We start from the raw sequence: 12381 nt of genomic DNA, 5'->3' as shown, positions 1-12381 counted from the left end.
CAAGATCAGTTCGTGAGACAGAGGATCGCAAGCCAAAACAAAAATAAACGGCATGACGACATGCCTGGGGTCAAACCATGGAATCAGTATCTCAACGTCCTCTTACAGGAGAGGGCGCGGCGGAGCTTACCTTTGAGGATCGTACCTATCGAAAGGTGATTCTGCGTATTCTGCCGATCCTGCTGTTTTGCTACATGGCGGCGTACCTGGATCGCGTCAATATTGGCTTCGCCAAGCTCAATATGCTCAACGATCTGCAATTCAGCAATACGGTCTACGCCCTCGGTGCGAGTATTTTCTTCTGGGGGTATTTTCTCTTTGAAGTGCCGAGCAATCTGTTCCTGCATCGCTTTGGCGCCCGCCTCTGGATCGCGCGGATCATGCTCTCCTGGAGCATCGTCTCTATTGCCGTGGCATTTACCGTGCCTCTGGCAAAATTCTGTCACATTGAATCGACGACCATGTTCTACGTGCTGCGCTTCCTGCTCGGGATATGCGAAGCCGGTTTCTTCCCTGGCGTGATCCTTTACCTCAACTACTGGTTTCCGACCCATCGACAGAGCCGTGTCATGGCTGGTTTCCTTATGGCCATGCCGATCAGCCTGACTCTGGGCGGGATCCTTTCTGGTTGGTTGATGGGCGCCATGCAAGGTGTTAATGGCATGGCTGGCTGGCAGTGGATGCTGATCATCGAAGGCATTCCATCGCTGGTCATGGCGGTCGTGGTAGTGACGTTGCTGGTCGATAACATCGACAAAGCGAAATGGCTCAATGCCGCAGAAAAAAAACTGCTGAAAAACAACCTCAACCGGGATAACACGACCAAGGCGTCCAGCTTTCGGGATGTAATCTTCAATGGTCGGGTCTGGTTGTTGGTGTTGATATTGCTGACGTTCAATACTGGCTTTTATGGTCTGGCGTTCTGGATGCCGACGATCATCAAGGCGACAGGTATTTCCAATACGCTGCACATCGGCTTGCTGACGGCCATTCCTTACGCCACCGCCATCGTTGCAATGACACTGAACGCCTGGCACTCCAACAAAACCGGCGAGCGCCGATTCCATGCGGCGATTCCTGCCTTTATCGGCGGGGTGGGGTTGATTTGCAGTGCCATCTTTGCCCATAACCTGCCGGTGTCTATTTTCTTCCTGAGCGTGTCCGCCTCAGGTTTGTTGAGTCTGATGCCGATTTTCTGGACGTTGCCTGGCACAGTGTTATCCGGTGTGGCAGCGGCGGCGGGTATTGGCATGATCAACGCGATCGGAAACCTGTCGGGTTTCACCGGTTCGATGATCACCGCCACAGCCGAAACCCTGACGGGCGACATGAATAATGGCACCTATGTGCTGGGGGGCTGTTTGCTGGTCAGCTGTGTGCTGATTCTGCTGATCCCCAAGACGATGCTCACCAAAGACATCACGCCGTAGGGTGAAGGCCAACGCTGGAGCGCTCAGGATCCCGATTACGCTCATGGACGAGCGGTTCCAGGCAAGCAACCCGCTCATTGCCGCCTGCAACCTCTGTCATGGCTTTGCAGTCAGCGAGCGAAAAACTGGATTTCCATCTCGTGGCAGTAGGTTTCGCCGGGCTCAAGGCGCGTTGTCGGAAAGTGGGCGAAGTTCGGTGAGTCGGGGAATTTCTGGGTTTCCAATGCAACGCCTGCGTAGCTGCAATAAGGCGTATTGCCTTTGCCAATGACTGCAGGGCCAAGGTGTCCGGCAGTGTAGATTTGTACGCCGGGTTCCGTGGATTTAAGCGTTAAGCCCCGTCCGGAGACTGTATCCCACAAACTGGCGACCGGGTGAATGGCCGGGCTGGCTCCACGCAACACCCAATTATGGTCGTAGCCCCCCTTGTGTTCCATGTCTTGCCCGATGCGCTTGGCCTCGCGGAAATCGAAGGGCGTTCCGGCAACGGCCAACACCTCACCGGTGGCCAGCAACTGTTCATCGACCGGGGTGTAGAAGTCTGCTTCCACGCTCAGCATCTGCCCGACGACGCTGCCCGAGTCATGACCCGCCATGTTCCAGTAGGAGTGATGGACCATGTTCAAAATGGTGGTTTCGTCAGTGTTGCCCTGCAGGGTAATGAGCAGGCGATTGTCGTCGGTCAGGGTGTATTTTGCCTTGAGCAACAACTCGCCCGGGAAGCCTGAATCGCCCTTTTTCGACACATGGCTGAAGGTGACGGAGTTTTCGCTTTCGTTGAATGTCGCGTCCCATATCTGTTTATCCAGGCCCTGCTCCCCGCCGTGGAGGTGGTTCGGCGGTTCATTGCAGGCCACCTCGACACGCTGGCCGTCCAGGAAAAAAAGGCCGTTCCTGATGCGGTTTGCGTAGCGGCCGCAGGTTGCGCCGAAATAGGTGTCAGTTGTCTGGTACGGCTCGAGTGTATCGAAGCCCAGCACGATATCGCAGGCTTTGCCGTGTTTGTCCGGGACATGCATTTCTACCAACCGGGCCCCGAAAGTGATGAGGCGGGCCTGGCAGTGGTTGCGGTTGGTCAGCGTATAGGCCGTGACTTCTTGTTCATGATGAAAGCCAAAGGATGCTTGGGTAATTGCCACGTAGAGAGTCCTGGTTAATGGCTTGATCAATTGATGTTACCGCTAACGTTGGCGTTGTAAAGACGCTCGTCCGGCCTTCGCAAGATGCTGCGCATGTCCGGCAGGTAGACCTGCCCATGCGTATGTATAATCAGTTGCTATCAGCGTACGCAGCGGGGGTTGACCGGCTGTCGCGACCTTTTTTTCAGGGAAAACAGGACGTCAATGAGTCTCGATGAATTAGACAAAATGCCATCGCCGCCTCGTATGGCTGACGTCGCCAAGCTGGCTGGCGTTTCCAAGATGACCGTTTCTCGCGTCCTGGCCGGGCGCGATGTTTCAGAACGTACTCAAGCGCTGGTCCACGCTGCGATTGATCGCCTCGGTTATTTGCCCGATGCCTCTGCCGGCACCCTGTCTTCCGGGCGCTCGGAGTTTATCGTGGCCCTGGTGCCGTCCTTGGCGAGTTCGAACTTTGCCGATACCGTGCGAGGTCTCAACGACATCGTCAGGGAGCATGGCTTGTGTTTGCTGTTGGGGGATACCGATTACCACCTGGACCAAGAGGCGTTATTGGTACGTACGTTATTGCGCCATCGCCCGGTAGGGGTGATGTTGACCGGCAGCGCGCACCTGGACGACACCCGCAAGTTGTTGCGACAAGCCCAGGTCCCTGTAGTCGAGACCTGGGACATTCCTGAAGACCCGATTGAACAATCGGTCGGATTCAGCAACGTGGCCGCCGCGGCCGCGCTGTTCGAGCATCTGTATGACCGTGGTTATCGGCGCATCGGTTACATCGGTGGCGCATCGGGACTCGATCATCGGGGTCAGCAACGTCAGCAAGGTTATCTTCAGGCCGTCGCCGCGTTGGGCGCCGGAGAGCCACGACTGGTGGAGTATGGCGAGTCACCGATTACCATGAGTCATGGCGGTGAATCGGTGAAGCGCCTGCTGGAAAAATGGCCGGACACCGATGCGGTGATGTGCGTCAGTGATCTGTCAGCATTCGGCGCCATCATGGAGTGTCATCGGATGGGCCTGAGTGTACCCGGTGATATTGCGGTAGCCGGTTTTGGTGACTTTGAGGTGTCGCGTTACTGCACGCCAACCATCACCACGGTCTCGGTTGATCCCTATGGGATTGGTAGACGCGCAGGTCAGTTGCTGTTGAACAGCGCGGCGGCTCAACGCCACGGATTACCACGCCCGCGAGAGTGCGATGTGGTGGAGTTCAAAGTACTGGCGCGGGAAAGTACCTGAAAAATCCTTGAGCGGGCGTGATCCGAGCGTCCATGACGAAGCAAAAAAGAGCCCCGGGTTTGAGGAAACCAGGGGCTCTTTTTTTATGGCTGCCCGGTGGGCGGATTCGTCAGGCCAGCGCTTCCTTGCTGTTCTGACCGTCTACCAAGCGCCAGATACCCAATGGGTTGGCGTTGCGCAGTGCCTCTGGAAGCAGTTCATCCGGGTAGTTCTGGTAGCAGACCGGCCGCAGGAAACGGTCGATGGCCAGGGTGCCGACTGACGTGCCGCGGGCATCCGAGGTGGCTGGATAGGGGCCACCGTGGACCATCGCGTCGCAGACTTCCACTCCCGTAGGGTAGCCATTGAGCAGCAACCGACCGGCGATTTGTTCCAGTTGTGCGACCAGATCCGAAGCGTCTTTAAGGTCGTCGGGGTCGGCGATCAGGGTCGCGGTGAGTTGGCCTTGCAGGGCTGCCAACGCCTGTTGCAATTGTTCACGGTCAGCCACTTCGACCACCACGCTCGCCGGACCGAATATTTCCTCTTGCAGTAATTCTTCACCCTGCAGCAGTAACTCGACGTCGGCCTGGAATAATTGCGCAAAGGCCTGGTTACCTTGTTGTAGCTGCCCCACCAGGTGGCGTACGCCAGGATGTGCCTGTAAACGCTCGACGCCCGCTGTGTAGCTTTTGAGGGTGCCGATGTTGAGCATGGTTTGTGCCGGTTGATCGGCGAGGATGCTCGAGAGCCGATCGCGGAAAGCGCTGAACTCAGGCGAGCTGATACCGATGATCAGCCCTGGATTGGTGCAGAATTGCCCGCAGCCCTGGACCACCGAGGCGGCCAGTTCGGCAGCAATCTGCGTGCCTCGCTGTTGGAGTGCCTGAGGCAACAGCACCATCGGGTTGATGCTGGACATCTCGGCGAACACCGGGATTGGCTGCTTGCGCGCAGCAGCCATGTCACACAGGGCACGGCCGCCCTTGAGCGAACCGGTGAAGCCGACCGCCTGGATCGCCGAGTGCTTGACCAACTGCTCGCCGACACCATTGCCGTAAATCATGTTGAACACGCCGGCTGGCATCCGGGTCTTGACGGCTGCGCGCAGGATCGCGTCAGCGACTAACTCGGCCGTCGCCATGTGACCACTGTGCGCCTTGAACACGACCGGGCAGCCGGCTGCGAGAGCAGCAGCGGTATCACCGCCAGCCGTGGAAAAGGCCAGTGGAAAGTTGCTGGCACCGAACACGGCGACCGGACCAACGCCCATGCGGCACTGGCGCAGGTCGGCGCGGGGCAGCGGTTGACGCTGCGGTAGGGCCTGGTCGATGCGTGCGCCGTAGAAGTCCCCGCGGCGTAGCACTTGGGCGAACAGGCGCATCTGGCCGCTGGTGCGGCCGCGTTCGCCCTGGATACGACCGGTCGGAAGGGCGGTTTCACGGCAGACCGTGGCAATGAAATCGTCACCCAAGGCATCCAGTTCGGCGGCGATGGCTTCGAGGAATTCGGCGCGACGCGACGCGGGCAGCGCTCGGTATGCCGGATAGGCACTGGCGGCGGCCTGAGCCGCGGCGTCCACTTCTGCCTCGGTTGCTTGTAGAAAGATTGCGGGCAGCGGTTCGCCGCTCTGGGCGTCGATGCTTTGCAGACGGATATCGCCAGCGCCGCTGCGGGCACCGGCGATGTAGTTGTGGCCAAGGATTGCAGTCATAAGTCCTCCGACAGCGAATAGGGATCAGCGGGGTGTAATGGCGGCCTCTAACAGGCCACGGCCATGGAGGTTTTCGAGGAGCGAGCGATAGCCCATCTGCCAGGCGGGTGCGCGATCACTGGTCGTCACCCGATTGACCAGCGTGCCAAATTTGGCGCTGCTGATGGCAACCAGGTCGCCCTCTTTATGGGTAAATCCTCCGCCCGGTTGGTCACGGTCTTGCTTGGGAGCGAACAGGGTGCCGAGAAACAGGACAAAGCCGTCCGGGTACTGATGGTTCTCATTGAGCGTTTGAGCGACCAGATCCAGCGGGTCGCGGCTGATCTGGTTCATCGAGCTGCTGCCATCCATGATGAAGCCGTCGTTGCCGACGACCCGCAAAGCCACCTCGGCGCGACGCACATCGTCGATGTCGAAGGTTTCATCGAACAGCCGCAGGAATGGGCCCAGAGCCGTCGACGCATTGTTATCTTTGGCCTTTGACAGCAGCAGGGCGCTGCGGCCCTCGAAGTCGCGCAGGTTGACGTCATTACCCAGGGTGGCGCCCTGTACTTTGCCGCGGCTGGAGACGACCAGCACCACTTCGGGCTCCGGATTGTTCCAACTGGATTTGGGGTGAATGCCGATGTCCGCGCCGTAACCCACCGCCGACAGGGGCTGAGCCTTGGTGAATATTTCGGCGTCGGGACCGATCCCGACTTCGAGGTACTGTGACCACATTCCCTGAGCGATCAGCACCTCCTTGAGGGCCAGCGCCTGGGGGGAACCGGGTACGATTTGCCCGAGGTCAGTGCCGATACTCTCGACCAGACTGGCACGAATACTATCTGCCTTGCCGGGGTCGCCCTTGGCCTGTTCTTCGACAACTCGCTCCAGCATGCTGGTGGCAAATGTAACGCCGGCAGCCTTCACAGCTTGCAGGTCGATGGGCGCCAGCAGCCACGGTCGGGTTTCATCGCGCGCGGCGGCGTCGCTGTTGCGCAGTAGATCATCGACGCTGATCAGCGCTTGATCCAAAGGCAAATCGCGCAGATAGCTGACGGGATCGTCAAGCTCAAGCAGCGCTGAAACAGTCGCCACTCGAGCGCTGATGTCATAAACCTGACTGTCGCGGACCAAAACGACGGAGGGGCCTGCAGCGTAACCCGGGATCCAGACACGACTGATCCATGTGCCTTCGCCGAGGCCCTGAGCCAGGACATTCAAATCCGCCAAAGTAGTTGCTGTGGATGTTTGGGACATGTACGAAACCCTCTTGCGACAGCGGTTGAATTAATGGGAGTGACGCGGATTGCCGCTCCGGGCGATTACCCGCAAATGCAACGTGGCGGGCTCCAGGCAACCCCCCGTCGAGAGCTGGCCAACCAGTTGCCGATAGAGCTCTTGCCAAGGGGTTTGCGAAGCCGGGAATGAAGGTTTCAGCTCGGACTGCCGATGGGCCATCTCACTTTCGTCGACCAGCAGGTCCACTCGGCGAGTATTGAGGTCCACGCGCAGGCGGTCGTTGGTTTTCAGTAACGCCAACCCTCCGCCCACGGCCGCTTCCGGCGACATGTTCAGGATCGACGGACTGGCCGAGGTGCCGCTTTGGCGTCCATCGCCCAGGCAAGGCAGTGAATCAATGCCTCGTTTTATCAGTGCTGCCGGTGGTGCCATGTTGACCACTTCGGCGCTGCCTGGATAACCCACGGTGCCGCAGCCACGAATGACCAGGATGCAGCGCTCGTCGATTTCCAGGGAGGGGTCGTTGATCCGCGCGTGATAGTCCTCGGGGCCTTCAAAAACGATGGCCCTGGCTTCGAAGCTGTTTTCCGCGCCGGGTTCGGACAGGTAGGTCTTGCGGAAGGCTTCGCCCACCACCGACATTTTCATGATCGCGCTGTCGAAGAAGTTGCCGCTCAGGACGATGAACCCGGCTCGCTGAATCAACGGGTCTTGATAGGCGTGAATCACGTCGGTATCGCTGGCCGCCGCGTTGCTGACGATCTCGCCAATGGTCTTGCCTGAGACCGTGCCGCAGTCTTCATGCAGTCGACCGGCTTTCTGCAGTTCGTGCATGACCGCAGGGACACCGCCCGCACGGTGGAAGCCTTCGCCCAGGTATTTGCCGGCCGGCATGCAGTTGACAAGCAGTGGCACGTCTTCGCCGATGCGTTGCCAGTCTTCCAGCCCAAGATCAATGCCGGTGTGGCGGGCGATGGCGATCAGGTGTGGCGGGCAATTGGTCGAGGCGCCCAGGGCCGAGGCTACGGCAATCGCATTTTCGAACGCTTCGCGGGTCATGATCTGTGAAGGACGAATATCTTCGCGGACCATTTCAACGATGCGTTTGCCGGTGGCATAGGCCATTTGTCCGCGTTCACGATAGGCCGCTGGAATACTCGCGCAGCCGGGCAGGGACATGCCCAGCGCTTCGGCGAGGGCGTTCATCGACAACGCCGTGCCCATGGTGTTGCAATGCCCAATCGACGGTGAGGCCGCCGTGGTCATTTCCATGAAGCCTTCATAGTCGATTTCGCCGCTGGCCAGCAGATTGCGTGCGTGCCAGAGCACGGTGCCGGAACCGATCAACTGGCCTTTATGGTGACCGTCGAGCATCGGTCCGCCCGACAGCACGATGGCGGGCAGGTCCGTTGTCGCGGCGGCCATCAGGCAGGCGGGGGTGGTTTTGTCGCAACCGGTGGTCAAGACAACGCCATCCAGTGGAAAACCATGCAGGACTTCCACCAGCCCCAGATAGGCCAGGTTGCGATCCAGCGCGGCCGTGGGGCGTCGGGTCTGTTCGGCCATCGGGTGAACCGGGAATTCCATGGGGATGCCGCCGGCATCACGGATGCCGGCCTTGGTCCGCTGGGAGAGTTCCAGGTGGTGGCGGTTGCAGGGTGCAAGGTCGCTGCCAGTCTGGGCGATACCGATGATCGGGCGGCCCGACTGCAACTCTTCGCGTGTCATGCCGTAGTTCATGAAGCGCTCAACGTAGAGGGCGGTCATGTCGGCATGATCGGGATCGTCAAACCATTGTTGGCTGCGTAGCGGGCGTTTAACTGTGTTCATGTGGTTTCTCTTGATCAGGCGCTGGCGCCGGATTAGGGGCGGTCTTCAGGGGATCAGGGGAAGGCCTTACCCGCAAAAACAGATCTGTTATCGGTAACATTTCAAGCCGTAAACGTTCTGCAAAAAAGTCTTTCAGTTGCCCAGTACAGGTTCGGCCAGTCCTGGCACGTCAACCTGGCAGGCAAACAAACTCCCTGCGTGCGGCCAGCGTGCGGTTTGCTCCGGCGACAAGTGCTGGCGTGCCGTGGTGACATACAGCGTACGCAATTCGGCGCCGCCGAACGCCAGCATGGTCGGGTGTGGGCAGGGCAGGTCGATGCTGAACAGGTGGTGACCGCAAGCGTCGAAACAGGCGACCTGTGCCCCGCCATAGAGCGCGCACCAGTAGCGTCCCGCACTGTCCACCGCGGCACCGTCGGGAACACCCGGGAGGCCAAGGGTATCGAGATCGATCCAGGGCTCGCCCGGGCCCGGCTGGCCATTTTGCATGTCATAGGGATAGCGCCAGACTTGCCGGCGCGGTGAGTCGGCGTGGTACAGCCAGGCCCCGTCCGGACTGAAGGCCAGCCCGTTGGAAATCGCCAGCCCGCCGAGGTGGCAGTCGAGGCTGTCACCGTTCCAGCAGTAGAGTGCCGCACTGGGCGCGGTCTCGTTGCGGTCGAGGGTGCCGACCCAAAAGCGTCCCCGGGCATCGCAGCGGCCATCGTTGAAGCGATTACCGGTGCCTTGGAGCCATTCCGGGTTGGCGGCCACCTGACGTTTATGGCCGTCGCGATCGAGTCGCCAGAGGCCACTTGCGGTGGCGGCGAGCAGGCCGTCGGCACTCAGTGCCAGACTGCCTACGGGCTCGTCCAGTTCGATGATGTGCGGTTCGACGTTGTCGCCAGGCGTCCAGCTATAGATCCGTCCGGCATGGATGTCGATCCAGTGCAGGCGATCATGACGGTGGTCCCACAATGGACATTCGCCCAGGCTCATTGTCAGGGGAACTGCGATGTTCAATGAGGCGCTCATGGTCAACCCCAGCCGCCGTCTACCGGAAATTCATGGGCCGTGAGTTGGGCACTGTCATCCGCCGCGAGGAACAGCACGGTCGGCGCCACATGCTCGGGCAACAGGCGCAACTTGAGGCACTGGTGCTCCTGGATACGCGCCTCGTCGGCCGGGGAGATCCATTTCTCCAATTGACGTTCCGTCATGATGCACCCAGGCACCACGGTATTGACGCGGATGCCGTCAGCACCCAGGTCACGTGCCAGGCTGCGTGTCAGTCCATGCACCGCTGCCTTGGCGGAGACGTAACTGGACAAGCCGCCGAGCGCCAGTTGTACGCTGATGGAGCCGAAGTTAATGATGGAGCCGCCACCCGCAGCGATCATTTGCGGCGCTGCCGCCTGGATAGCGAAGAACAGGGGCCGCAGGTTGATCGCCATCCCATTGTCCCAATAGGCGGTATCGATCTCGCGCCAGTCGTGGCGATCGTCGCGCGCAGCATTGTTGACCAGTACGCGGACCGGCCCCAGCTCCTCGCCGGCTTCATGAATCGCCGCCTGCAGTGATGGCACGTCACGGATATCGCAGAGGCGGAACCACGGAGCACGACCGGTTTGCGCTTGGAGCTCGGCGACGAGTTGAAGGCTGGCCTCCTCGGCAATATCGATGAAAGCCACGCGTGCGCCCTGCAGGTGGAACGCGCGGGTCAGTGCCGCGCCGATGCCGCTGCCGCCACCGGTAATGAACACCGTGCGGTCGCAAAGGCTTGGGTATTGGGCATTTGCCTGGGTCATTGCATCAATCCTCAACAACAAAAAAAGCGACCCCGCAGCGCAGGGCCGGAGATTCAGACGGGTTCGGCGCTCAGTTTGGCGGCAGTGACAGTCCTGGTTTTCCAGGTGGTGCTCATTTCTTCCAGCGTCTTGTTCTTGGTTTCCGGAACCCAGCGCCAGACGAAGCCAGCGGCAAGCAACCCCATTACGCCGTACACCCAGTAAACGAAGCCATGGTTGAACATTTCATTGAGCCAGGCATTGTCGTTCATGATCGGGAAGCTCCAGGAGACCAACAGGTTCGCCAGCCATTGTACGGCGACGGCGATGGACAAGGCGCCCCGGATGCTGTTCGGGAAAATTTCCGAGAGCAGGACCCAGACCACCGGCCCCCAGGACACCGCGAAGGCGGCGACATAGCTCAGCATCAAGAGCATCGCGGTCACACCCAGGTTCTGCAGGTAGAACGATGTCCCCAGGCCCAGCATGCTGATGCCCATCACCAGCGCACCGATGATCATCAGCGGTTTACGCCCGACGCGGTCGACCAGCACGATGGCGGCAATGGTGAAGATCAGGTTGACCGCACCGACGATGATGGTCAGTTGCAGCGAGGCATCGCCCTGACTGCCCATGTTCTTGAAGATTTCCGGCGCGTAATACAGCACCACGTTGATGCCGATGAACTGCTGGAAAATCGACAGCAGAAGGGAAATGGCAATCAGCAGACCGCCAAAGGACATCCACGGCGCGTCGGCTGCACTCTCTGCAAACGAGGCGCGAATTTCCTGAAGGATGGCTGGCGCCTTGTCCTTACCGTTGATGGCTTCCAGTACGCGCGAGGCCTGTTCGTGTTTACCGCGCATCACCAGGTAGCGAGGTGTCTCCGGGGTGCGGATCAGTAGCAGGAGGAAGACCAGGGCGGGCAGCACCTCGGAGCCAAGCATCCATCGCCAGCCTTGTTGCACCAGCCATTCCTGAGGTTCGCCGTGGGCGATGAAGTAGTTGATGAAATACACCACCAGCATGCCGAGGATGATGCAGAACTGATTACACGACACCAGACGGCCACGGATGTGGCTGGGGGCGATTTCGGCCAGGTACATCGGCGACAGCATCGAGGCGATACCGACACCGATGCCGCCGATGATGCGGTACAGGTTGAAAACGGTGATGTCCTGCAATGGCAGCGGATTGAAATATTCCGGGAGGGCCGAGCCGATGCTGGCGATGATGAACAATGCAGCCGACAGCATTAATCCGTTGCGCCGGCCAAGACGCTCACTGACCGAGCCGGCACAGAAGCCGCCGATCACGCAGCCCAGCAGGGCCGAGGAAATAGTGAATCCGGTGAGCGAGCTCGCCAGGTTCGGGGTGATCTGATCAGGCAGTGACATGACTTGGTCATGCATCAGCCAGCTGCCGAAAAAAGCCACCAGGCCTCCGACCATCAGACCGCGAGTACGGCCGTAGAGTCGGATGAGGTAGTACAGGCTGAGGCAGAAGATCAATGTTGCGCCGAGCAGCAGTGAGGTCTTGAACTCTCCGACGACGTGACGGGCCAGTTCCGTGTTCTGGAACAGAGGCTCGACGAAGTAGCTGCGTATGGGTTGAACAGCACCTGAAATCACAGCGGTGTCGTACCCAAACAGCAGGCCACCGAATGCAGCCGCAATCGTGATGAAAATCAAATATCTGGAGGTTGAGGCTCTGCTCACGGATTTCTCCCGACGCCATTCTTGTGGCCGGTTTGTAATTATTTTGGTGGGGCGACACAGCGCGGAGGATGTGGTTCGCAGGGCTAATGTTACCGATAACATTTTCATTGTCAATTACCGGCATTTGTTGCAATGTGCTCGTGCTTGGGGGGGGCCACGCCTACATCTTCAAGCGCTTCGCAAAGATGACTACGTACTAAAAAGCTAATAAAAATAAAACGAGGATGTAGGGATGAAGAAGAACAACAACGCTCAGCTTATCTGCCAGTTGTCAGCAGTTGCAGCCATGATGCTGGCCGGTAGTGTGCACGCGGCTGACGCGTTCAGCGCTGACTCCGA

At 59.4% G+C, this 12381-nt stretch carries 9 protein-coding genes; 2 read left to right on the top strand and 7 right to left on the bottom strand.

From position 1 onward, the window contains the following. Window positions 1-77: 77 nt before the first annotated feature. Window positions 78-1430 (top strand): MFS transporter, encoded by a 1353-nt coding sequence (locus H8F22_RS29960; protein ID WP_194941036.1) that lies wholly within the window; start codon window positions 78-80, stop codon window positions 1428-1430. Between the two features lie 110 nt (window positions 1431-1540). Here H8F22_RS29960 and H8F22_RS29955 read toward each other — a convergent pair whose 3' ends face one another. Beyond that, window positions 1541-2569 (bottom strand): aldose epimerase family protein, encoded by a 1029-nt coding sequence (locus H8F22_RS29955; protein ID WP_324188488.1) that lies wholly within the window; start codon window positions 2567-2569, stop codon window positions 1541-1543. A gap of 204 nt (window positions 2570-2773) precedes the next feature. Between H8F22_RS29955 and H8F22_RS29950 the strand changes: the two genes are divergently transcribed. Next, window positions 2774-3811, top strand: coding sequence for a LacI family DNA-binding transcriptional regulator (locus H8F22_RS29950; protein WP_081744018.1), 1038 nt, complete (start codon window positions 2774-2776; stop codon window positions 3809-3811). Window positions 3812-3920: 109 nt separating this feature from the next. Here the strand turns inward: H8F22_RS29950 and H8F22_RS29945 are convergent, their stop codons facing one another. The 6 genes from H8F22_RS29945 to xylE all read right to left on the bottom strand — a co-directional run bounded on the left by H8F22_RS29945 (window position 3921) and on the right by xylE (window position 12042). Continuing rightward, entirely contained in the window at window positions 3921-5504 is a 1584-nt protein-coding gene (locus H8F22_RS29945) for an aldehyde dehydrogenase (NADP(+)) (protein WP_027926060.1), read from the bottom strand. 24 nt (window positions 5505-5528) lie between these two features. Next, window positions 5529-6746, bottom strand: coding sequence for a fumarylacetoacetate hydrolase family protein (locus H8F22_RS29940; protein ID WP_194941035.1), 1218 nt, complete (start codon window positions 6744-6746; stop codon window positions 5529-5531). A 30-nt stretch (window positions 6747-6776) separates the two neighbouring features. Then, complete coding sequence (locus H8F22_RS29935; protein ID WP_027926058.1) at window positions 6777-8558, bottom strand: IlvD/Edd family dehydratase; 1782 nt, start codon at window positions 8556-8558, stop codon at window positions 6777-6779. 132 nt (window positions 8559-8690) lie between these two features. After that, window positions 8691-9572 (bottom strand): SMP-30/gluconolactonase/LRE family protein, encoded by an 882-nt coding sequence (locus tag H8F22_RS29930; protein WP_194941034.1) that lies wholly within the window; start codon window positions 9570-9572, stop codon window positions 8691-8693. Window positions 9573-9574: 2 nt separating this feature from the next. Then, window positions 9575-10345: an SDR family NAD(P)-dependent oxidoreductase gene (locus H8F22_RS29925; RefSeq protein ID WP_027926056.1), complete on the bottom strand. Its 771-nt coding sequence runs from the start codon at window positions 10343-10345 to the stop codon at window positions 9575-9577. Window positions 10346-10398: 53 nt separating this feature from the next. Continuing rightward, complete coding sequence (xylE, locus tag H8F22_RS29920) at window positions 10399-12042, bottom strand: D-xylose transporter XylE (protein ID WP_218186585.1); 1644 nt, start codon at window positions 12040-12042, stop codon at window positions 10399-10401. Window positions 12043-12381 lie beyond the last annotated feature (339 nt).

It is taken from the genome of Pseudomonas mucoides (assembly GCF_015461845.1).
GTDB lineage: Bacteria > Pseudomonadota > Gammaproteobacteria > Pseudomonadales > Pseudomonadaceae > Aquipseudomonas > Aquipseudomonas mucoides.
Note: the sequence above shows the minus strand (reverse complement) of the source record. Positions and strands in the feature narration are given on the sequence as shown.

Coding starts and splice junctions, on each gene's coding strand:
- H8F22_RS29960 (WP_194941036.1), top strand. CDS start 78: ATGGAATCAGTATCTCAACGTCCTCTTACAGGAGAGGGCGCGGCGGAG.
- H8F22_RS29950 (WP_081744018.1), top strand. CDS start 2,774: ATGAGTCTCGATGAATTAGACAAAATGCCATCGCCGCCTCGTATGGCT.
- H8F22_RS29945 (WP_027926060.1), bottom strand. CDS start 5,504: ATGACTGCAATCCTTGGCCACAACTACATCGCCGGTGCCCGCAGCGGC.
- H8F22_RS29940 (WP_194941035.1), bottom strand. CDS start 6,746: ATGTCCCAAACATCCACAGCAACTACTTTGGCGGATTTGAATGTCCTG.
- H8F22_RS29935 (WP_027926058.1), bottom strand. CDS start 8,558: ATGAACACAGTTAAACGCCCGCTACGCAGCCAACAATGGTTTGACGAT.
- H8F22_RS29930 (WP_194941034.1), bottom strand. CDS start 9,572: ATGAGCGCCTCATTGAACATCGCAGTTCCCCTGACAATGAGCCTGGGC.
- H8F22_RS29925 (WP_027926056.1), bottom strand. CDS start 10,345: ATGACCCAGGCAAATGCCCAATACCCAAGCCTTTGCGACCGCACGGTG.